Below are 20,220 nucleotides of genomic sequence, written 5' to 3'. Positions count from 1 at the left end.
TTCCAGCTTCGCATGGTTCCTGACCGATCCTAGGAGCCCGCCATGGCGCATCCATCCTTCGACCACGCCCGCGCGGACCTCTCTCCTGTGAAGGTGCGCATCGACCGGGACGGCCCTGGCGCGCGCCGCTGGCGCTGGTCGCTCTGGCGCGACGACGCCCTCATCGCGCGCTCGCCCGCGGGTTTCGCCGGGGCCGAGGAGGCGTACCAGGCCGGGCGGATGGCCCTGCTCCAGCCTCGCCCCTCCCGTCGTCCGCCCCCGGCCGCGATAAGCCAGCGCTAGACCGACCGGTCGGCTGTTCTCGCCTCCCCTCCCGACTCACAGGTCGAGCAGCCTGGCCGGGCTGTCCCCGGTGATCTTGGCGCGGCGGCGGTACCCTTGCGTGGTGGCGATGCTCTTCTGGCGGGCATGGTGCATCACCTGCTCGTCGAGCGCGCCCTTGAGGTAGGCCTCGGTGATGAACCCCGCCCGCAGCCCGTGCGGTGAGAGGCGCTCGGTCTCGTCCACCATGAGCCGGGCCATCTCCGCCCGACGCCGCAGGATCTTCCACACCCCCTGCGGAGAGAGCCGGTCCTCCAGCGCGCCCCCAGGGCTGAGGCGGCGGAACACCGGGCCCCACTCGATGCGGGTCCGGCGGAGCCACTCCTCCATGGCGCGGACCGGGCAGGAGAGCGGGTTCAGCCCGCGCGGGATACCGATGGTGGCCCCCTCCGCCTCCTGGTCCCGCTTGGAGCGCGGGATGAACACCGTCATGCCCTCGCCCGTGAAGCGCAGGTGCTCGCGGTCGATCGCCACGATCTCCGACCGCCGCAGGGCGCCCGCAAAGCCCAGCAGCAGCAGGGCGCGATCCCGGTAGCCCGCCGTGTCGGTGCCGCAGACCGCGAGGAGCCGTTTGACCTCGGTCGAGGTGAGGGCAGCCGCGGGGCGTGCGGGCTTGCCATGACTCGCGAGGATGCCGCGCATCGTGGCCGTGATCGCCGGGTTCCGTGTCTCCCAGGGGTGGCCGGCGTGGCGGTGCTGGTGAGCGATGGCGGCCAGCCGCCGGCGCAGGCCGCTGCGGCCGAGCGTCTTGGCGACACTGGCGAGGTGGCCGGCGACGACGACCGGGGCGGCCGGCAGCGGGGCGATGCCGCCCGCCTCGCACCAGGTGCAGAAGGCGCGCCAGTCACTCTCGTAGGCACGACGCGTGTTGTCGGAGAGCGCCCGCCCGGCATAGCCGGCGGCCTGGGCCACCGCCTCGCCGACCGGGCCGGAGAGCACGGCCAATGCCTCAAGCGGCAGAGCCTCCTGCAGGATGCGCCGCACCGCCGGAGAAAGAGGCGCCCGGCCCCTTTCGTCGGGCGGCGTCACCGCCCGCCCCTCCCCGGCTGAGTGCGAGAAAGCCCGGCCTTCGCTGGGGTCCGTATTCCCGTCTCGCGCAATGCCCCCAATGCCCTCTGCCATCTTCGGCCAGCGGAACCGACGCTCCCGCGCCGGCCGTTCCGGCTGGCGGCAGTGTGCCAGGAGGGGATCTCTGGTGGCAATCAGCCTTCTGCCCATGCTTTAGCACGATAATCGGTTGTTATCGTGCCTTTCGCTTCTTCAGCGATACCCTGACGGGATGGGTCTGCCAGCAACTAGCCCTGATGCGAACTCGACCCGGCGCCCTCTTCTTCTCGCGACAATCACCGGACCTGAGCGGCTATTGAGCCACCGCCATGTGATGCCGGAAGCGCATTGATTGCCCGCTCCGGAGGTTCGGCCGCCGGGGAAGTGTCACCGCCCGCTGGCCATGCAAAGCTCCACCAATGCCCGGTGGAAGCACGCCAGATCTGGCCAGCGACCCCGCGCCAAGCCGTGTGACCGCGACGACCACGACCGTGGCACACAACCAGGAAGGGAAGAGATGACCATGCTTCGACGCGAGTTCGGCCTGTCGGCCCTTGGATTGGTGACCGGTGCCGCCGCGGGCTCCAGATTGGCGATTGCCCAGACGTCCTACCCCACGCGCACGGTGACCATCGTGGCACCCTTCGCTGCCGGCGGCTCCAGCGATCTCGTTGCACGCCTGATCGCGCAGCCCCTTTCGACGCAACTGGGCCAGCAGTTCGTGGTGGACAACAGGGCCGGCGCCAACGGCGCGGTGGGCTGCGGCCTCGTAGCCCGCGCCCGGCCAGACGGCTACACGCTGCTGGTCACGCCCAACAGCACCTACGCCATCAACCCCCATCTCTACGCCAACCTGCCCTACAACCAGGAACGCGACTTCGCCCCGATCGGGCTACTGGTCCAGAATGGCTTCTTCCTGTGCGTGAAGGGCGATTCACGCTTCCGCACGGTCGCCGACCTCGTGGCCGCCGCCAAGGCAGCGCCGGATACGATCAGCTTCGGCTCCGGCGGCATCGGTTCGGCGAACCACCTGGCCCCCGAGATGTTCGCGGCTGCCAACGGCATCAAGCTCCAGCACGTGCCCTACCGTGGCAGCGGCCCGGCCATGCAGGCGGTGATGACCGGTGAGATCCCGATGTCCTTCGTGGATACAGGGGTAGCGCTGCCGTTCCTCCGCTCCGGTGAACTGCGGGCCCTGGCCATCAGCTCCGAGCAGCGCTCAACCCAGGCGCCGGACGTGCCCACACTGGCCGAGTCCGGCACGCCCGGCCTCAACGCGTCCAGCGATTTCGCGATGTTCGCCCCCACGGGTACGCCGGAGCCGATCATCCGCCGCCTGTCCCAGGCGGTCATGGAAGGCCTCCGCGCGCCCGAGCTGCGCGAGCGCCTCCAGAGCCTGTCGATCGACCCGGTCGGCGGCACCCCGGAAGCATTTCCGGCCTATATGGCCGCGGAAAGCGCCAAGTGGCGCGACGTGATCCGCGCCCGCGACATTCGTGTCGAGTAGCCCAAGGGAGGAACCTGCGCGGCCAAGCCGTTGTGGCTTGGCCCTGCCAACGCCGACAGGGCAGCTTTCCGGCGCGACTGGCCGGGAAGCTGCCATGGCGTGACGGGCCGCGCCTGGCGCCTTTCGCCGGGATCACGCCCGCTGCACGTCAGCGCGAGTTGATCATGTCGAAAACGGCCGCGAAGCGGCCGGCGGCCATTGCGCCCGGGCCGGTGAGCACGTCTTCCACCCCCATGGTGCCGCCGTCGTAGACAAGACCGTTCAGCCGGGAAGGTCATCCCGGTCGAGCCTGCGCCGCAGGGCCGCAAAGTGCTCGGCCATGCTGCGGCGCGCCGCCTCCGGATCCCGCGCCGCGATGGCGTCGAGGATTGGACGGTGCCCGGCCTGCAACGCGGACCAGTCCTCAACCTCGAGCAGGTGGCGGAATCCCTCGGCCTGAGACCGCGAGATCAGATCGCCGATCAGCTCCTCCAGCACCGGGTTGCCGCAGGCACGGGCGATCGCCAGGTGGAACTCGGCGTTGACGTTGGTGTGCCGCAGCGCCTCCGGCGCCAGGGCCTCGGTCAGCCGCAAGGGCCGGGCGATGGCGTCTCGCTGCGCCGGGGTGGCGCGCAGCGCCGCCAGTGCGGCGGCCTGGGCCTCCACAGCCTCGCGCGCCTCCCAGAGCCGCAGCAACGGCACGCGCCCCGTCTCCAGCCGGATCCGTCGGAGCCGCGCGAGGTCGGGCACGCGATCCGCACGGAGGAAGCGGCCGCCGCCGGGCCGGCTCTCCACCACGCCCTGCACCTCCAGGGCACGAAAAGCCTCGCGGATCACCAGGCGGCTCACCCCCCAGCGCGTCTCCAGCGCCCGCTCGCTCGGAAAGCGGGCGTCCCGGCGCACCTCGCCGGCCTCCACCAGCCGGCCGATCCGCTCGATCACCCTCTCGGACAGGCGCAGCCCGGGGGCGGGAAGAAGGGCTTCGTCGCGCATGCCCGATCCTCTTGACCCAGTTTGGGGTCCGGGCTCAAGCTCCAACTGGGTAACCCAATTCAGGGCAGCCGAAGAGCTGCCGGGAACCGAGGAAGCGCCATGTCATCCGAAGCCGTCCCGGGCTGGACGGACTATTTTCCCGGCAATCTGCTGTGGTCGAACGCCATGCTCGTCTGCAAGGGCATGGCGCCCTACGGCGCGGTGGCCCTGCACGACCTGGACCGCATCGGCGCCCGGCTGCGCGGCCGCCAGGGCGAGCCGCAGGCCTGGGCGGAGGAGTGGGGCGCGGAGGCCGACGCGCTGGAGGCGCGGGCCGCCGCCGCGCTCTCGCCGGAAACGGCGGGGCACCTCCTGCTGCGCGCGGGCATGTTGCGCTTCACCGGGGAGCGCTTCATTCCGCCTGGCCCGGAGAAGCGCGCCATCGGCGAGCGCGCCTACCGCGCCCTCCATGCCGGCCTCCGCGCCCGCCATCCGGAGATCGAGGCCGTGGAGGTCCCTTACGAGGGCGCCACCCTTCCGGCACTATTCATGAAGGCGCCGGGCGTGACCGGGCGGGCGCCCGTCGTCGTGGTTTTCGACGGCATGGACAACGCCAAGGAGATGAGCGTGCTCTTCGCCGGGCTGGAATTCGCCCGGCGCGGCATGCACACCCTGGCGATCGACGGGCCCGGCCAGGGCGAGACTCTGCGCCTGCGCGGGATGAGCGCGCGGTACGACTACGAGGCCGCCGGCGCCGCCGCCTTCGACTACGTGTCCGCCCGTGGCGATGTGGACCCGCGCCGGGTGGTGGTGATGGGCTACTCCTTCGGCGGCTACTACGCCGTGCGCGTCGCAGCGCACGAGCCGCGCTTCGCGGCCGGCGTCGCCCTCACCGCGCCGCACTGGGACCTGGCCGGCTTTCAGCGCGCCCAGCGCGATAAGGCCCGCGCCGCCGGCCACAGCACGGCGCAGTCCAATTTTCAGTTCCGCTGGGTGGTCGGCGCCCCGGACGACGACGCGGCGATCGCCATCGCCGAGCGCTTCGACGTCGCCGGCCCGGCCGCGCGGGTGGAGTGCCCCTTCCTCGTCACCCATGGCGCGGAGGACCGAGTGATCCCCGTCGCCAACGCGCAACGCCTGTTCGACGCGCTGGGCACGCGCCGCAAGGCCCTCCGCATCTTCACGGCGGAGGAGGGCGGTTCGCAGCACGCGCATGTGGACGACCGGCAGATCGGCATCGACCACGCGGCCGACTGGATCACGGACACGCTGCGCGAAGCGGCGGGGTGAGGGGGAAATAAGGATGCTGCAACGTCGCGCGGCCCTCGCCGCATCCATCGCCGCGTTGGCGGCCCCGGCCCTGGCGCAGGAGGCGCGAAGGCCCCTGGTCGTCGTCGTCGGGGCGCCGCCCGGCGGCACCGCGGACGGCGTGGCCCGCGTGCTGGCGGAGGCGCTGCGGGCAGAGCTGGGCGGGATCGTCGTGGTGGAGAACCGCGGTGGCGGCAGCGGGCTGGAAGCCGCCGACCGCCTGGTGCGGGCGGAGCCGGACGGCCAGACCCTGCTGATGGCCAATACCAGCGTGCTAGCCATCAATCCCAGCCTCTACCCGAAGCTGGCCTACGACCCGCTGCGCGACTTCGCCTTCGTCGGCAAGGTGGCCAACGTGCCGATCGTGCTGGCCGTGCGGCGCGAGCTCGGGGTGCACAGCGTGGCCGAGCTCATCGCGCTGGCGAAGCAGCGGCCGGGCAAGCTCAACTTCGGCTCCGCCGGCACCGCGACGGCCATGCACCTGGCGGGCGTGCTGTTCAACCAGAAGGCCGGCACCGACATCACGCACATCCCCTTCCGGGGCAGCGCGCCGGCGGTGACGAACCTCATCGGCGGCCAGGGGCTGGACATGATGTTCGAGCCGGCCTCGACCCTGTTGGAACACATCAACCGCGGCACGCTGGTGGCGCTCGCGGTCGCGGACACCACCCGCGCGGCCGCGCTGCCGGACGTGCCGACCATGGAGGAGGCCGGGCTCGCGGGCTACCGCGCCACCCAGTATTTCGGCCTCGTCGCTCCGGCAGCGACTCCCCCAGCCACGGTGCAGCGGCTGAACGCGGCGATGACGCGCGGCCTGAACGGCGCCCCGGCGCGCGAGCGCCTCGCCGCGATCGGCGCCGAGCCCGATCCCAGCGCGCCGGAGGCGCTCCGCTCCTTCGTGGCGGAGGAGATCCCGCAATGGCGCGAACTGGTCCGGGTCTCCGGCGCGCAGCTGGATGGCGGCGGATGAGCGAAGCCCCACTCTGCGCCGCGCCGGACCGCGAACCCCGCGCCCCCTCCTTCGCCGTGCCGCCGCTGGCCTGCGACTGCCACCTGCACGTCTTCGGCCCGGCGGAGCGCTACCCCTACCAGCCCACCCGCGGCTACACGCCCCCGGACTCGCCGCCCGCGGAGATGCGGAAGCTCCACGCGGCGCTCGGCATCACCCGCGCCGTGCTGGTGCAGGCGAGCGTGCACGGCACGGACAACCGCGCCATCCTGGACGCGGTCGCCACCGATCCCGCGCGCCTGCGCGCCGTGGCCTCCGTGACGGAGGAGGTCATGGATGCGGAGCTGGAGCGGCTGCACGCCGGCGGCGTGCGCGGCTTCCGCGTGAACCTGGTGGACAAGGGTGGCATGCCCTTCCGCTCCCTCGCCTCGCTGGAGGCGGTGGCGGCGCGCGTGCGGCCGCTGGGCTGGCACGCGGAGCTACTGGTGCACGTCCATGAGAGCCCGGACTTCCCAGCCATCGCGCGCCGCCTGCCGGTTCCCGTCTGCGTCGGCCATATCGGCTACACGCCCGCCGCCGTCGCGCTGGAGCACCCGGGCTACCGCGAGTTCCTGGCCCTGCTGCGGGACGGCGTCTGCTGGGCAAAGCTCACCGGCCCCAACCGCCTCTCCTCCGCCCACCGGGCACCCTATGCCGACGTGGCACCGTTGGCGCGCGCGGCCGTGGAGGCGGCGCCGGGCCGGATCGTCTGGGGCACCGATTGGCCGCACGTGATGCTGAAGGGCGTGATGCCCAACGACGGCGCGCTGCTGGACCTGCTGGCGGAGTGGGTGCCGGACGAGGCGCTGCGCCACCGCATCCTCGTGGAGAACCCCGCGGCCCTCTACGGCTTCGACGCATGACGGTGGCCTTCGAGCTGAACGGCGCCGCCGTCGCCCTGGACCTGCCGCCCGAGACGCCGCTCGTCCATGCCCTGCGCGACGGCCTTGGCCTGTTCGGCACGCGCTGGGGCTGCGGTGCCGAGGCCTGCGGCGCCTGCATGGTGCTGCTGGACGGGAAGGCGGTGCCCTCCTGCACCCTGGCGCTGGACGCGGTGGCGGGGCGGCGCGTGCTCAGCGTGGAGGGGCTGGGCACGCCCACCGCGCCGCACCCGCTGCAGGAGGCCTTCCTGGCGGAGCAGGCCGGGCAGTGCGGCTACTGCCTCTCCGGCATCCTCGTCAGTGCCGCCGCGCTGCTGGAGACGAACCCGGATCCGGACGAGGCGGCGGTGCGCGCGGCGCTGGACCGGAATCTCTGCCGCTGCGGCGCGCATAACCGCATCATCCGCGCCGTGCTGCGTGCCGCCGCCGCCATGCGGGGAGTGCCGGCATGAGCGGCGCCCGTCCCGCACCCGGCGCCGCGCCGCCGCGCAGCGCCGATGTCGGCCCGCCCCCTGCCCCGCCGAAGCTGCCGGGCAGTCTGGAGACGAACCGGCGCCTCTCCCAGTGGCTGCGCCTGCTGCCCGAGGGGCGCGTGGTCGTCACCCCAGGCAAGGTGGAGATCGGCCAGGGCATCCTCACGGCCCTCGCCCAGATCGCGGCCGACGAGCTGGACGTGGACTACGCCCGCGTCTCAGTGCAGGCGGCCGCAACGGACCACAGCCCGAACGAGGGCGTCACCTCCGGCAGCCGCTCCGTGCAGGACAGCGGGCTGGCGCTGCGCCACGCCTGCGCGGCCGCGCGGGCCATCCATCTCGGCGTCGTCGCGCAGCGCAGCGGCGTGCCGCTGGAGGCGCTGCGGGTGGAGGACGGCACCTTCCTGGCACCGGATGGTCGCGCCATCGGCTCCTACTGGGCTGAGGCCGGCTCCGCGCTGCTGGAATGCGCCGCGCCGCACGACGTGGCGCCAAAGCCCGCCGCCGCGCGCCGCGTCGCCGGCACCTCCGCACCGAGGCTGGACCTGCCGGACAAGGTGTTCGGCGTGCCGCGCTTCCTGCACGACATGCGGCTGCCCGGTATGGCCTTCGCCCGGATCGTCCGCCCTCCCTCCCGCGGGGCGCGGCTGGAGGGCGTGCCGGAGGCGCCGGCCAGCGCCAGGCTGGTGGTCGATGGCAGCTTCCTGGCCATCGTCTGCGCCAGTGAGGCAGAGGCCGCCGCGGCCGCGGCCCGCCTGGCCGCGCGCGCCCGCTGGGCGGAGCGCGACACGCTGCCGCCGGCGGGGGAGCTGCCGCAGCGCTTCCGCGCCGACGCGGTGGAGACCGCCGGCATCGCCGCCCGGCCAGGGTCCGGCGTGGCTCCCGCGCGCACCCTCAGGGCCGAGTTCTTCCGCCCCTACATCGCCCACGCCTCCATCGGCACCTGCTGCGCCGTGGCACGCATGTCAGAAGCGGGGCTGGAGGTCTGGTCGCACTCGCAGAGCATCTTCGCGCTGCGCCGCGATCTCGGCCTGGCGCTGCGCCTGCCGGCGGAGCGGATCGTGGTGCACCACCGGGAGGGCGCGGGCTGCTACGGCCACAACGGCGCCGATGACGTGGCGCTGGACGCGGCCCTCGTCGCCCGCGCCATGCCCGGCACCCCCGTGCGCGTGCAGTGGAGCCGGGAGGACGAGCTGGGCTGGGCGCCCTTCGCCGCCGCGAACCTCGTTGCGGTGGAGGCGAAGGTGGCAGAGGACGGCACGCTGCTCTCCTGGGCGCAGGACGTGTACGGCAACGGCCATCTCAGCCGGCCGGGCTGCGCCGAGACCCCCTCGCTCCTGGCCGCCAGCCACCTCGCGGCCCCCTTCCCTGCCCCGGTCGCGCTGAACCCGGCACCGGCCGGCGGCGGCGGCGCGGACCGCAACGCCGTGCCGCTCTACCGCACGGGCGGCCTCTCGGTCCGCGTGCATCGCTGGCTGGAGATGCCGCTCCGCACCTCCTCCTTCCGTGCGCTGGGCGCCATGGCGAACGTGCTGGCGATCGAGAGCGTGATGGACGAGCTGGCACAGGCCGCCGGGCGCGATTCGGTGGAGTACCGCCTGGCCCATCTGGACGATCCGCGCGCCCACGCCGTGATCGAGGCGGCCCTGGCGATGGCCGGCGCGCCGCCGCCCGGGCGTGGGGAGGGAACCGGCCGCGGCCTCGCCTTCGCCCGCTACAAGGGCAGCGGAGCCTGGTGTGCCGTGGTGGCGGAGGTGGAGGCGGAGGAGGAGGTGCGCGTCCGCCGCCTCTGGATCGCGGCGGATGCCGGCGAGGTGGTGAACCCCGAGGGCGCCGCACACCAGATCGAGGGCGGCGCCGTGCAGGCCGTCTCCATCGCGCTGAAGGAGAGGGTCACCTTCGACGGGCGCGCGGTGACGAGCAACAGCTGGGAGACCTATCCCATCCTGCGCTTCTCCGAGGTGCCGACGGTGGAGGTGCGGCTGATCCCGCGGCCGGAGGAGCCGCCGCTCGGCACGGGCGAGTGCGCCACGGGGCCCACGGTGGCCGCGATCGCGAACGCGATCCACGACGCGCTGGGCGTGCGGGTCCGCACCCTTCCCTTCACGGCGGAGAACATCGCGCTGGCGATGGGTTGAGAGGATGACGATGGGCTGGACACCGGAACGGGACGTGGTGCTGCTGGCCGGCACGCCCGCGGGCGGCGGGCAGGATCGGCCGGCCCGCGCGCTGCTGGCGATCCTGGCGGAGCAGGGGCTGGTCGGGGCGCCGATGAGCCTCGTCAACATCCCCGGGCGCGGCGGCGGCAATGCCTGGGACGATCTGGCGCGCCACCCGGGGGAGGCGCACCGGCTGGCCATCAATTCCCCGACCATCCTCAGCAACAGGGCGCTCGGCGTCAGCGGGCTGGCCTGGGACTCCCTTACCCCGCTCTGCAATCTCTACACCGAGCACCTGGCCTTCATCGTGCGCCCGGATTCCTCCATCACGGATGCGGCCGCGCTGCTGCGCCGCCTGGGTACGGACACGGCCGGCCTGCCGATCGCCCTCGCCACCGCGATCGGCAACGCCAATCACATCGCCCTCGCCCATCTGACCCGCCATGCGGGCGGCGAGGTGGGCGCGCTCGGCATCGCCGTGTTCGACAGCGCGCGCGACGCCATTGCCCATGTGCTGGCGGGGCATGCGGAGCTCGGCGTCATCACCGCGGCCAGTCCGGTGCCGGAGCTGACAGCGGGCACGGCCCGCTGCCTCGCCGTCTCGGCCCCTGCCCGCATGGAGGGCGTCTATGCCGGGGTGCCGACCTGGCGGGAGGAGGGGGTGGACCTCGTCGCCGGCCCCTGGCGCGGCGTGATCGGCCCCGCCGGCCTGTCTCCGGAGCAGTCGGCCTTCTGGGAAGAGGCCTTGCGGGCCGCCACCGCGGGCGAGGCTTGGCGCGAGGAGCTGGCGCGGCGCCACTGGTCCGACACCTTCCTCACCGGCGAGGCCCTGCGCGGCTTCCTGCGGGAGGAGGACGCCAGCATGACCGACGCGCTGCGGGAACTGGGCCTGTTGCGGGAGAGCCCGCCGGGCTGACGCGAGAGGCCGAGCTGGGGAGGAACGAATGAACAGGGAATGGACGCGCCGGACCACCGTGGCGACGCTGGGGGGTCTCGCGGCCCTTCCCGCGCGCGCGCAGCCCGCCTATCCGAACCGCCCCGTGCGGATCGTCGTGCCCTTCCCACCCGGCGGCACCTCGGACATTCTCGCCAGGCTCGCCGCCGAGCAGCTGGCGGCGGAAACGGGGCAGCCCTTCGTCGTGGATAACCGGGCGGGCGGCGCCGCCAATATCGGGGCCGAGCTCGTCGCGAAGGCCGCGCCGGACGGCTACACCCTGCTCCTGATCTCCACCATCCACTTCATCAATGCCGGCCTCTTCGAGGGACGGCTCGCCTACGACGTCCTCCGGGATTTCGCGCCCATCGGCCTCATCGCCGCCGTGTCGCAGGTGGTCCTGGTGAACCCTGCCCTGCCGGTGACGACGCTGCAGGAGCTGATCGCCTACGCGCGCGCCCGGCCGGGGATGCTGAACTACAGTTCCCCCGGCAGCGGCAGCCAGCCGCACCTGACCGCGGAGCTCTTTGCCACCGCCACCGGCACGAGGATGGTGCACGTCCCCTATCGCGGCGCGCCGCAGGCGCTGACGGACGTGGTGAACGGGCAGGTGCAGCTCACCTTTGCCACCTCGCCCTCCGCCGTGCCGCTGGTGCGCGGGGGGCAGGTGCGCGCCCTCGCGGTCACCTCGGCGGAGCGGCTTCCCGCCCTGCCCGAGGTGCCGACCACGGCCGAGGCGGGCATGCCGGGCTTCGAGAGCGCCGGCGGCAATGGCTTGGCCGCGCCGGCCGGAACACCTCCTGCGATCGTGGAGCGCCTCTCTGTCATCCTCATCCGGATGCTCGGGAAACCGGATGTGCGACGCGCGCTCGCGGAGCAAGCGGCCGCTCCGCGACCGATGAGCCCGGCGGAGTTCACGGGATACATCGCGGCGGAGGTTATGCGCTGGCGAGAGGCCGTGCGGCTCTCGGGCGCGAAACCCGAGTAACGCCGCCGCTTCTCCGCCCGTGCATCGACAGGCTTCCAGTCCGGGACTGGCCCCGGATGCGGCGAGATGGGTGTCCACAGGTCATGGCCTCTCTCACGCCCTTGGCTTCAATGCGAAGGCCGGACCTGATCGACCGCCACCGCCTGCCCGGCACCCCGGGCGGTGCTCGGCCCGGATCGAAAGCACCCTTGGCACCGCCTGGTACCTGCCTCATATAGTGACCCGATCCGAGGCATCCTGTGAGGCGGTGGCCTATGCCGACGAGCTTCGCCTTTCTTGACCAGACGGCCACCGAAACCGGCGATGTTGCCATCGACCGCCTAAGCGGCCTTCTGCACATCACCCGCAGCGAACTTGCCCTCGCGGCAGGCCTTTCCCGCGACGCCGTATCCAAGACGACCAGGGCCCGCTCCCCGGCAACCCAATCGCGCCTGCGCGATATCGTCGAGATCCTGAACCGCGTCCGTCCCTGGGCCGGCTCCCCGCAGCTTGCCTTTGCCTGGTACCGGTCGCAGCCCCTCCCCTCCTTCGGAGATCAAACGGCGGAGGCCATTGTGAAGGAGGGCCGGGCCGAAGCTGTGAAACGCTATCTCGATCGGATTGCGGTCGGCGGATACGCGTGAGGCTGAGGCGGCTCGTCTATCGGGCCCACAATCCTCGCTGGGCCTTCACCCCTATATCCGGCGACGGCGCAGCCCGCTTTGGGGGCCGCTTCAATCCTGTCGGGGTTGCCGCCCTGTATACCTCCTGGCGCATGGAAACGGCTTGGCGCGAGGCACAGCAGGGCTTCGCGTTCAAGACGCAGCCCCTGACTATCTGCACCTATGAGGTCGATTGTGACGATGTCGCCGACCTCACGGATCCTGGCAGTCGTTCGGACCTGGGTATCGGACTGACGGACCTTGCCTGTCCGTGGGAGGACCTGGCACTTCGCGGCGCAGAGCCACCAAGTTGGCGGGTGGCACGACGGCTGATCGATGCGGGAACAGCCGCGATCATCGTGCCGAGCTTTGGTCCAGGCGCGACCGAGGGCGACCGGAATGTCATCTTTTGGCACTGGGGCGATGCTGTTCCACACCGGATTGCGGTGATCGATGACGAAGGACGGCTGCCGCGGAATCAACGATCTTGGTTGTAGGTTCGTGCGTGAGGTAACCAGCAGACTCTAGTTCTATGATTGTTCGGCTTCCAATCAGCATCGGATTTCCGGACTATATTCCTTTTTTGTGTCGTTGCTGTTGATCCGGGTTGACCGCTGCAGACTGCCAGCTGGTCTCGGCAGGGAGTGACCTGCTCTGCTCAGACCGACGCAAGACAGTTCGGCAAATTGCCTCCTAGGAGGAGCGGGCATAGTTCCTCAAAGCGATGCTCGCCTCGCGCTTCTCTGGTAGTCTTGGCATCAGGAGCTACACTCGTAACAAAAGTGGCAATGCGGCACCCGATTTCGCTGGCGTTCCGCTAAGCATCTTGGGGCATTAGGGACAACCGGCCAAAAAAGTTCCGTGCCTGTCGCCGTGAGATCCAGACCGGGCTGTTATGCTGACGCCATAAAAGGCCGCCTCTCACCGAAGCGAGTTGAACGCGTTCAACCAAGGATGACAGATTCTGGGCGCCGTGAACAAGTCAGTTGGTCCTCGCGGCTCACATAGTTACCTATCATCAAAGATATGGAAGACCCCGCAGCCAGGGTTGTTAACCGAACCATCCTCCTGTGCGAGAGATCAACCGCATAGCTGATAGGACAACGCGACAGCCTATAATTAATAGACGCGCCGAGGTTTGATCGCGCCCCACCAGTTGCCGTTACGCAGTTTGTTGCGGTCACCCTACAACCAGAATGCGAGCCCGTGCGGTGAGTTGAACGCGTTCAACTAGCCATGTCGTGCTGAGAAGGAGGAGGGGTAGAAGGGAGGCGAAACTGCGGGTCTAGATTAACTCAGAGTTCACACCACGCTAGAACGGAAAGCGAACTCTTAGACGTGAGAACTGGCCCCAAGCCTGCTGGGGCAAGCCGCCCTGTTGAACGCGTTCAACTGGCCGACCCCATACTCCGGAAGGGGGCCGGCGATGCTTCCTGGCAACACTGATCATGCACAACTCTCGTCGGGTCTGATTATCCCTCATCTTACCAAAGTCCAGCCTTGCCAAGCGCTATCGAAATAGATGATGGTCCATACGCGCGCCATTGGGGATCATCGCCCTCATAAGCGCATATCCAAAGCCGATAGATCAGAATGCGCTTTCAGGGCGGTCAGTAGCACGAGATGGAGGGGATCGGATGACCTGGTACGGAACGCTCGAGGGGATCGCGAAGCGTCTTCGAAGCCAGCAATCCGCCATCATCGCCGATCAGAACAACAACAAGCGCGAGAAGTCCCTCCGCAGCTTCACCTCGAAGGAGGTGTCATCTCTCCTCGGCATCACCGAAAGCCACCTCCGCAATCGCGTCAGCAGCGCGGACAGCTTCCCGCAAGGAACTCTCCTGGGAAAAAGCCGCGTTTTCACCCTGGAGGAGATTATTGCGGCCCGTCGTTGGCTCCACGAGAACACGGGGAACCAGAAGTACAGACTAGGCCGTCGACAGGGTGACAGCCTCTGCGTCGTCGCGAACACGAACTTCAAGGGCGGCGTCGGCAAGTCCACCTCGACGGTGCACCTCGCGCAGTTCCTCGCGCTGAGGGGCTATCGCGTTCTCATTGTCGATCTGGATGCCCAGGCCTCATCAACGGCCCTCTTCGGGATTGACCCGGCCCGCCATGTCGGCCGCGACGCGAACGGCTACGTCCTGCCGGCGGGCACCTCGATCCACGGCTGGATCGCCCGCTCCCAAGGTGAGGAGGATGCTGCCGCGGCCGACGCGATCCGGCACACCTACTGGCCCAATATCGACCTCGTCGCGGCAAGCGCCGTCCTCCACAGCTCGGAGGACATCCTGAAGCAGCGCTCCATGCCGAACATGCACGCCCCGATGACGGAAGTGGACTGGCACCGCGAGGTCCGCGCCTTCCTCGATCACGTCAGCGATGCCTATGACGTGGCGATCCTCGACTGCCGTCCCGACATCAACATGCTGTCGGTGAACGCGTTCAGCGCGGCCGATGGCCTCATCGTTCCCGTGCTCGCGACGAACATGGACCTGCAGTCCATGACGGAGTTCATGGCCTTCCTCGCCGTCACGGAACGGCGCCTCCTCAAGATGTACGGCCAGGAGGTCTGGCGCGGCTGGGCGTTCCTCCGTGTCCTCGTCAATCGCTACGTCGCGACCAGCCGCCCGCAGACCGAGGTGGTGGACAGCATGAACCTCGTCCTCGGGCCACTGATGATCCGGCAACCCATGGTCGAGACGAGCGCGCTCGGTTCCGCCGGCAACATGAAGTGGACGCTCTACGAGTATGTCCCGGCCAAGAGTGAGGATCGCTCGTACAAGCGCGCGGTCGCCGCGATGGACGCGGTGGGAAGCGTGATCGAGGCGGAAGTGCTGAGCTTCTGGGGTCGCAAGCCACAGGAGGCGGCCGATGAATCCTATGGCGTGGCCGCTGAGTAGGGGAGGGGAGGGCATGGCACAGCGTCCACAGCGCGCGATGCGTCGCAGCATGGCAGAAATCACGAGTCAGCTCACCGAGGATGAGATCGCGGAGGGCACCGCGCCCGACCAGCCCTTCGCGCCGCTCGCCGCCTTCGACAGGGTCGAGATGTCGCTGCAGGAGAAGCTCTCCCGCGCGCAGGCCAAACTGCAGCGCGCCGAGGCGGCCCTCGCCGCCGCCAAGGCCAGCGGCTCGCAGGAGACGCGGACCGCCAGCGCGGAGCTGGAGGCAGCCCTCGCCGAGAATGACCGGCTGAAGGCCGTGATCGCCAGCGCCGCGCCCGGCCAGGCCCTGGCCGAGTTTCGCTACATCGATCCCGCACGCATCGAGGACACCCTCCCGGCGGACCGGTTCGAGGTCGCCTACTCCTCGGACGAGATCGCCGGCCTCGCCGAGAACATCCGGCAGCGCGGCCAGGACCTCGCGATCCTCGTCCGCCCGAAGCCCGGTTCCGCCCCTGGCGAGGTCTACGAGATCGCCGCAGGCAAGCGCCGTCTGGCGGCCTGCCGGCTGCTTGGGATCACTGTCCTGGCCCGTGTGCGGGACCTCACTGACGAGGGCATGCTCGCCGCCCGCTTCAGCGAGAACCACCACCGGGAGGATCTGAGTGCCTTCGAGCGCGCGCGCTACTTCGCGCACACCATGGAGCGGACCGGGCTCAACGGAACCGAGCTGGCCGCCATCTACGGTGTAGATAAATCCCTCGTCTCGCACCTGCTGAAGCTCACCCTTATTCCCGATGCGGTGGTCCGCAGCTTCCGCAATCCCCGTGCGGTCAGCTTCCGCAAGGCGAAGGAGCTCCTCGAGGTTCTCACGGCGGACCCGGGCGCCGAGGAGCGCATCGTCCGCTCGCTGCAAGATCTGGCCCAGCGGACCTCCCGCGGCGACGCGTCCGCGCAGGAGGCGGAGGAGGTCTCGACCGCCCTGGCCGCCGCACGCCGGCAGGTCGTGACGCCCCGCGCCAGGAAACGGGCCACCGCGCGCCCGATCTTCCTCGGCCGGCGCCAGATCGCCACGACGATCCTCCGCGAAGGGCGTTGGCAGGTGCGCTTCGACCACCTTGTCAGCGAGGACCTGATCGACCGGCTCAGCGACCGGCTGCCCACGATTCTTGAGGAGCTGCAGAAGGAGTTGGATCGCTCGGCCACCGCCGCCTGACATCGAGGAGGGGAGGGGCCCCCGCTCAATCTGGGGAATCCAGTGAGCGAGGAAACCTTCCCCGAGGTGGGGAATCCGGTGAGCGCCCCTTCAGCGGGCGGCGGAGATCAGGCGCGGCGCCACGGGCGGGCGGGACGGCTTCAGGACCACGCCGTCGTCGATCACGTCGAATCGCGCCGCCGGATAGACGGCCTGCGCCAGGGCAAGGGTGCCCGGGAACTTGTTCTTGAAGTGGTAGAGCTTGCTGAACCCCGTGCCGAACTGCGCTTTGAGCGCGGCCCAGGGCACGAGCCGGTCGGCCTTCAGCACGTGCAGCCGGTAGGCGAGCCAGAGATAGCAGTCCAGCGCGGGCGCGTTGTTGGAGAGGGCCTTGATGGCCGCCTCCTCGAGGGGGACGGGATGCCTCCGAAGCTGCTCGAAGAACCCTTCGGAGAGCTTTGCCGTCTCGAGGGAGAGGCGCCCCTGCACGGCGCCGTCGTCCGCCTCGATGAACAGGGCGCGGTCGACGATCGTTTGCTGCACCAGGCCCGAGGCGCGGCCACCGGTGGCGATGTCGAAGGTCAGCTTGCAGCGAGAGATGCGTTCCGCCTGGTCCCGCACCGATTTGCCCGTCATCCCGCCGGCGGGAATGCCGACTCGCGCGAGCCACCCCCGCATGGAGTTCCCGAGCTCGACCTCGCGGCTACCGGTGCGAAGGGCCTCCGTCTGCAGGTATAGGAGGATGAGCCGTGCGTGGCTGCCGAAGGGCACGCCGATGAACTCGAAGCTCTGGGCCCCGTCCGGGGACACCACCTGGCGCCGCCCGGGTTCCACCATGAGCTTCACCCGCTCGCTGACGATGCCCCAGGGCGCATCGTCAGCTAGGCGCTTGTGCGGCAGGGCGCACTGGGCCCATCCTGAGTAGGCGAAACCGAGCCCGCTGTCCTCGTCGGACAGGTATGCGGCAGCGGCCTCGACGACGGGGCGCTCGATGCCCGCCTCGATGGCTCCCTTGCGACCTTTCGCCTCGATCAGCTCATGCACCGTTCCCATGTCGCCGACACTGCCCCAACGCGGCAGCGAAGTCCCCGAGGAAAGGAGTGAGGGCAGCTACTAGGGAAAGCTATTTGGATTCCTCTATTAGAGTCCTCACCCGTTTCCTCGGGATAAGCCTTCCAAGCTCTTGATTCCCGGTGGGTCCGCTCACCCGTTTCCCCGGATTTCTCACTCGTCTCCTCACCCGGCCTGTGTGCAAGCCGCCTCTCACTGGATTCCTCAACAGGAACTCCGCTCACTGGATTCCCCACAAGACGTCGCGACTCGGAGGACACTGCGCAAGCGACGGCGCGCAGGAGGGTCCGGCAACGCGCTCAGCCCCATCTCCTGGCGAAGCTGTGGGAAGTGGAGCACGAGCCGACCGCTGACGCGTCCTCTGGCCGGCGGCGGCGCTTCAGCTCATCAGCGCCAGCCTGGACGGGCAGTTGGTCAGATGGCCATCCTTCGACTGCACGCCTGACCAGATGCGAGCTCGCCTGCGCCTCAGGAGGCCGGCACGCTGAGCGCGAAGTAAGGAGCCGTAGGGCCCCTTGCTCTGCCGCTTGCTGCCCAGGTCACCTTTCAGGTGGGCTCGACTCCTCCAGGCTCAGTCCGGTGACACGACCGGCCCAAACGCGCGCCACCGTGCCCGGGGTTAGAAGGCGTCGCGCCGTCTCCTCGGCCTCCTCCTCCGGGAGTGTGGGGACGGCGTGGTGCGGCGCGCCGGCGGAAAGCGCCACGGCCGCGTTCTCGGCCATGTAGATGGCGACCATCACGGCCTGCGTGTCAATCAGCACCCAAGATTGACCCCTGATTGGAGTGCGCCCCTCCCGGTGGACGGTTTGGGCGAAATGGATTGACCCTCCTGCCTGGGCTTCCGGAGGATGGAAGTCATGGCACGGCACCGCTCCCACAGCGTCGCGTTCAAGCGGCAGGTGGCCGAGGAGTTCATCGCGGGCGAGACCCTGCACGCCTTGTCCAAGCGGCACGACATCTCGCGCCAGCTGATCCGGATCTGGGTTGGCAAGTTCGAGGCCGGTGCCCTCGATGAGGACGCCCAGGCGGCTGATCTGATTCAGGAGTACGAGGCCAGGATCGCGGCGCTGGAGCGGATGGTCGGGCGGCAGGCGCTGGAGCTCGAGCTGCTAAAGGGGGCTTTGAAGCATGCTCCCCGGTCGAAAGGCGCGAGTACCTCCGTCGTCACCGGCCCGCTGGCCTCTCCGTCGCCCGGGGGTGCGAGCTGATGGGGCTCTCCCGGTCGACTTTCTACGACGCGGCTCCCGTTTCGTTGGAGGAGCGGAGCCTGCTGACCCGGATCGGCGGCATCTGTGACGAGTTCGAATGCTACGGGTACCGCCGGGTCGGCGCGGCGCTCCGCCACCAGGGTGTCGTGGTGAACGGCAAGAAGCTCCGGCGCCTGATGCGCGAGCACGGCCTGCAGCCGAAGAAACGGCGCCGCTACGTGGTGACCACGGACAGCGACCACGAGGGCCCGATCTTTCCGGACTTCGCCAGGGATCTTGTCCCCGACCGACCCAACCAGCTTTGGGTCGCGGACCTGACCTACGTCGCCATCCCGGGCGGCTTCGTCTACCTGGCCGCCGTTCTGGATGCCTGGTCGCGCAAGCCAGACGCGGAGCGTCAGTCTGAGGTGGTCGGCTACGCCACCAGCCGCTCCATGGACGCCCGGATCACCGTGGCGGCGCTGAAGGCTGCCATCCGGAACCGCGCGCCACCGAAGGGCTGCATTCATCATTCGGACCGCGGGTCGCAATACGCATCCGAGGCGTATCGCGAGCTGCTCGCCGCCCACGGCCTGACGGGATCGATGAGCCGACGGGGCAACCCCTATGACAACGCCCGCGCCGAGAGCTTCATGAAGACGCTCAAGGTGGAGGCCGTCTACCTTGCCGCCTACGAGACCTTCGAGGACGTAACCGCCGACCTTCCGCGGTTCATCGACGACGTCTACAACTCACGACGGCTGCACTCTGCCCTGGGCTACCTAAGCCCCGTGCAGTTCGAGGATCAACACGCCCAGCAGGCGGTCAAAACACCAGCCTGAACCTGTCCACTCACAGGGGCGCACTCCAACTCACTTTCGCTGAAGTTGGCTGCTGGCCTGCTGTGGCGATTACAGGAGGGCCGGGCCATGCGGTCTGGGATTGGCGTCGCGCCATTGGTGCCCACCGGGCTTGTGGTGGAGAGTGTCGTTCACGGCGAGGACGCGATCGTCGTCGCGGCCCAGGGCGCGGCGGCGATGTCGGCGTGTCCGCTGTGCGGCACCCTCTCGGAGCGTGTTCACAGCCGCTACGTCCGGCAGGTGGCCGATCTCCCGTGGGCGGGACGCAGTGTCCGTCTGCGGCTCGTCGTTCGGCGCTTCCTCTGCGACTTGGCCGGCTGCCGGTGCCGGATCTTCGCCGAGCGGTTTGGCAAGGCGGTGCGGTCGGATCGGGCCCGGCGCACCGACCGGCTGGAAGGACTGGTACACCACCTCGGCCTAGCCCTCGGCGGCCGCCCCGGCGCCGGATTTGCCCAGCGGCTCATGCTGCCGGTCAGCAACGACACGCTGCTCCGCGTGGTGCGCCGGCTTGCCCGCCCACGGGCAGCGCCACTTTCCGTCATCGGTATCGATGACTGGGCGGTTCGGCGAAATCATCGCTACGGGACGATCGTCTGCGACCTGGAGCGCCGGCGCATCGTCGCCCTGCTGCCCGACCGGGAGATGGCGACCGCCGAGGCGTGGCTTCGGCGGCACCCCGGTATAGGGGTGGTCTCGCGCGACCTGTCAATCGGCACGGAATCGGGACCCCGGATCGGCGCGCAATAGGGACCCCTCTGGCGAGGCGTGCTGAGGGGGTAGTCAGACGCGGTTCTTGAACCGCCAGCTGTCGTTGCCGGTCTCGA

General features: G+C 69.9%; 18 protein-coding genes and 2 pseudogenes. 16 read left to right on the top strand and 4 right to left on the bottom strand.

Translation table 11 applies throughout. The features are described from left to right. Window positions 1-42: 42 nt before the first annotated feature. The gene (locus J5Y10_RS23110) at window positions 43-282 is read left to right on the top strand and encodes a hypothetical protein (protein WP_209376488.1); all 240 of its coding nucleotides are present in this window, start codon (window positions 43-45) and stop codon (window positions 280-282) included. A 36-nt stretch (window positions 283-318) separates the two neighbouring features. Here the strand turns inward: J5Y10_RS23110 and J5Y10_RS28815 are convergent, their stop codons facing one another. Further along, window positions 319-1,350, bottom strand: a complete 1,032-nt coding sequence (locus J5Y10_RS28815; protein WP_209376487.1) for a tyrosine-type recombinase/integrase — start codon at window positions 1,348-1,350, stop codon at window positions 319-321. 535 nt (window positions 1,351-1,885) lie between these two features. Here J5Y10_RS28815 and J5Y10_RS23100 point away from each other — a divergent pair. Next, window positions 1,886-2,875: a Bug family tripartite tricarboxylate transporter substrate binding protein gene (locus J5Y10_RS23100; RefSeq protein ID WP_209376486.1), complete on the top strand. Its 990-nt coding sequence runs from the start codon at window positions 1,886-1,888 to the stop codon at window positions 2,873-2,875. 261 nt (window positions 2,876-3,136) lie between these two features. On the opposite strand, the gene J5Y10_RS23095 is transcribed toward J5Y10_RS23100, so the two are convergent. Beyond that, on the bottom strand, window positions 3,137-3,847 hold the full coding sequence (locus J5Y10_RS23095) for a FadR/GntR family transcriptional regulator (protein ID WP_209376485.1): 711 nt from the start codon (window positions 3,845-3,847) through the stop codon (window positions 3,137-3,139). A 99-nt stretch (window positions 3,848-3,946) separates the two neighbouring features. Between J5Y10_RS23095 and J5Y10_RS23090 the strand changes: the two genes are divergently transcribed. From J5Y10_RS23090 to J5Y10_RS23040, 11 genes are all read left to right on the top strand, one after another. Continuing rightward, window positions 3,947-5,116, top strand: a complete 1,170-nt coding sequence (locus J5Y10_RS23090) for an alpha/beta hydrolase family protein (RefSeq protein ID WP_209376484.1) — start codon at window positions 3,947-3,949, stop codon at window positions 5,114-5,116. A 13-nt stretch (window positions 5,117-5,129) separates the two neighbouring features. Next, window positions 5,130-6,104, top strand: a complete 975-nt coding sequence (locus J5Y10_RS23085) for a Bug family tripartite tricarboxylate transporter substrate binding protein (RefSeq protein WP_209376483.1) — start codon at window positions 5,130-5,132, stop codon at window positions 6,102-6,104. After that, window positions 6,101-6,985 carry an amidohydrolase family protein gene (locus J5Y10_RS23080; protein ID WP_209376482.1) on the top strand — a complete coding sequence of 295 codons (885 nt, stop codon included), beginning with the start codon at window positions 6,101-6,103 and terminating at the stop codon, window positions 6,983-6,985. The genes J5Y10_RS23085 and J5Y10_RS23080 overlap by 4 nt, the downstream gene beginning before the upstream one ends. Beyond that, window positions 6,982-7,455 carry a (2Fe-2S)-binding protein gene (locus tag J5Y10_RS23075; protein ID WP_209376481.1) on the top strand — a complete coding sequence of 158 codons (474 nt, stop codon included), beginning with the start codon at window positions 6,982-6,984 and terminating at the stop codon, window positions 7,453-7,455. The genes J5Y10_RS23080 and J5Y10_RS23075 overlap by 4 nt, the downstream gene beginning before the upstream one ends. Next, window positions 7,452-9,614 carry a molybdopterin cofactor-binding domain-containing protein gene (locus tag J5Y10_RS23070; RefSeq protein ID WP_209376480.1) on the top strand — a complete coding sequence of 721 codons (2,163 nt, stop codon included), beginning with the start codon at window positions 7,452-7,454 and terminating at the stop codon, window positions 9,612-9,614. The genes J5Y10_RS23075 and J5Y10_RS23070 overlap by 4 nt, the downstream gene beginning before the upstream one ends. 4 nt (window positions 9,615-9,618) lie before the next feature. Beyond that, window positions 9,619-10,551, top strand: a complete 933-nt coding sequence (locus J5Y10_RS23065) for a tripartite tricarboxylate transporter substrate-binding protein (protein ID WP_209376479.1) — start codon at window positions 9,619-9,621, stop codon at window positions 10,549-10,551. 28 nt (window positions 10,552-10,579) lie between these two features. Continuing rightward, window positions 10,580-11,557, top strand: a complete 978-nt coding sequence (locus J5Y10_RS23060; RefSeq protein WP_209376478.1) for a tripartite tricarboxylate transporter substrate binding protein — start codon at window positions 10,580-10,582, stop codon at window positions 11,555-11,557. A gap of 254 nt (window positions 11,558-11,811) precedes the next feature. Further along, on the top strand, window positions 11,812-12,180 hold the full coding sequence (locus J5Y10_RS23055; protein WP_209376477.1) for an antitoxin Xre/MbcA/ParS toxin-binding domain-containing protein: 369 nt from the start codon (window positions 11,812-11,814) through the stop codon (window positions 12,178-12,180). Then, window positions 12,177-12,695: an RES family NAD+ phosphorylase gene (locus tag J5Y10_RS23050; RefSeq protein ID WP_342452998.1), complete on the top strand. Its 519-nt coding sequence runs from the start codon at window positions 12,177-12,179 to the stop codon at window positions 12,693-12,695. The genes J5Y10_RS23055 and J5Y10_RS23050 overlap by 4 nt, the downstream gene beginning before the upstream one ends. A 1,140-nt stretch (window positions 12,696-13,835) precedes the next feature. Next, a complete protein-coding gene (locus J5Y10_RS23045; protein ID WP_209376476.1) occupies window positions 13,836-15,101 on the top strand; it encodes an AAA family ATPase in 1,266 nt (421 codons plus the stop codon). Between the two features lie 13 nt (window positions 15,102-15,114). Next, window positions 15,115-16,299 carry a ParB/RepB/Spo0J family partition protein gene (locus J5Y10_RS23040; protein ID WP_209376475.1) on the top strand — a complete coding sequence of 395 codons (1,185 nt, stop codon included), beginning with the start codon at window positions 15,115-15,117 and terminating at the stop codon, window positions 16,297-16,299. A gap of 90 nt (window positions 16,300-16,389) precedes the next feature. Here J5Y10_RS23040 and J5Y10_RS23035 read toward each other — a convergent pair whose 3' ends face one another. Both J5Y10_RS23035 and J5Y10_RS23030 read right to left on the bottom strand, forming a co-directional pair. Then, window positions 16,390-17,331: a replication protein RepA gene (locus tag J5Y10_RS23035; RefSeq protein WP_209376474.1), complete on the bottom strand. Its 942-nt coding sequence runs from the start codon at window positions 17,329-17,331 to the stop codon at window positions 16,390-16,392. A gap of 557 nt (window positions 17,332-17,888) precedes the next feature. Then, the gene (locus J5Y10_RS23030; RefSeq protein WP_209376473.1) at window positions 17,889-18,110 is read right to left on the bottom strand and encodes a hypothetical protein; all 222 of its coding nucleotides are present in this window, start codon (window positions 18,108-18,110) and stop codon (window positions 17,889-17,891) included. Window positions 18,111-18,197: 87 nt separating this feature from the next. On the opposite strand from J5Y10_RS23030, the gene J5Y10_RS23025 reads away from it, so the two are divergent. The 3 genes and pseudogenes from J5Y10_RS23025 to J5Y10_RS23015 all read left to right on the top strand — a co-directional run. Beyond that, window positions 18,198-18,557 carry a transposase gene (locus J5Y10_RS23025; protein ID WP_432761265.1) on the top strand — a complete coding sequence of 120 codons (360 nt, stop codon included), beginning with the start codon at window positions 18,198-18,200 and terminating at the stop codon, window positions 18,555-18,557. Continuing rightward, window positions 18,545-19,378, top strand: a pseudogene (locus tag J5Y10_RS23020) (IS3 family transposase); the annotation flags it as partial. The gene J5Y10_RS23025 and the pseudogene J5Y10_RS23020, both read left to right, overlap by 13 nt. An 87-nt stretch (window positions 19,379-19,465) precedes the next feature. Continuing rightward, window positions 19,466-20,098 (top strand): annotated as a pseudogene (locus J5Y10_RS23015) (transposase family protein); the annotation flags it as partial. Window positions 20,099-20,220: the final 122 nt, after the last annotated feature.

The sequence above is a fragment of the Roseomonas indoligenes genome, assembly GCF_017813365.1.
Classification (GTDB): domain Bacteria; phylum Pseudomonadota; class Alphaproteobacteria; order Acetobacterales; family Acetobacteraceae; genus Roseomonas; species Roseomonas indoligenes.
This window is presented reverse-complemented; position numbering and strand designations above follow the sequence as displayed.

Coding starts and splice junctions, on each gene's coding strand:
- J5Y10_RS23110 (WP_209376488.1), top strand. CDS start 43: ATGGCGCATCCATCCTTCGACCACGCCCGCGCGGACCTCTCTCCTGTG.
- J5Y10_RS23100 (WP_209376486.1), top strand. CDS start 1,886: ATGACCATGCTTCGACGCGAGTTCGGCCTGTCGGCCCTTGGATTGGTG.
- J5Y10_RS23095 (WP_209376485.1), bottom strand. CDS start 3,847: ATGCGCGACGAAGCCCTTCTTCCCGCCCCCGGGCTGCGCCTGTCCGAG.
- J5Y10_RS23090 (WP_209376484.1), top strand. CDS start 3,947: ATGTCATCCGAAGCCGTCCCGGGCTGGACGGACTATTTTCCCGGCAAT.
- J5Y10_RS23085 (WP_209376483.1), top strand. CDS start 5,130: ATGCTGCAACGTCGCGCGGCCCTCGCCGCATCCATCGCCGCGTTGGCG.
- J5Y10_RS23080 (WP_209376482.1), top strand. CDS start 6,101: ATGAGCGAAGCCCCACTCTGCGCCGCGCCGGACCGCGAACCCCGCGCC.
- J5Y10_RS23075 (WP_209376481.1), top strand. CDS start 6,982: ATGACGGTGGCCTTCGAGCTGAACGGCGCCGCCGTCGCCCTGGACCTG.
- J5Y10_RS23070 (WP_209376480.1), top strand. CDS start 7,452: ATGAGCGGCGCCCGTCCCGCACCCGGCGCCGCGCCGCCGCGCAGCGCC.
- J5Y10_RS23065 (WP_209376479.1), top strand. CDS start 9,619: ATGACGATGGGCTGGACACCGGAACGGGACGTGGTGCTGCTGGCCGGC.
- J5Y10_RS23060 (WP_209376478.1), top strand. CDS start 10,580: ATGAACAGGGAATGGACGCGCCGGACCACCGTGGCGACGCTGGGGGGT.
- J5Y10_RS23055 (WP_209376477.1), top strand. CDS start 11,812: ATGCCGACGAGCTTCGCCTTTCTTGACCAGACGGCCACCGAAACCGGC.
- J5Y10_RS23045 (WP_209376476.1), top strand. CDS start 13,836: ATGACCTGGTACGGAACGCTCGAGGGGATCGCGAAGCGTCTTCGAAGC.
- J5Y10_RS23040 (WP_209376475.1), top strand. CDS start 15,115: ATGGCACAGCGTCCACAGCGCGCGATGCGTCGCAGCATGGCAGAAATC.
- J5Y10_RS23035 (WP_209376474.1), bottom strand. CDS start 17,331: ATGGGAACGGTGCATGAGCTGATCGAGGCGAAAGGTCGCAAGGGAGCC.
- J5Y10_RS23025 (WP_432761265.1), top strand. CDS start 18,198: ATGGAAGTCATGGCACGGCACCGCTCCCACAGCGTCGCGTTCAAGCGG.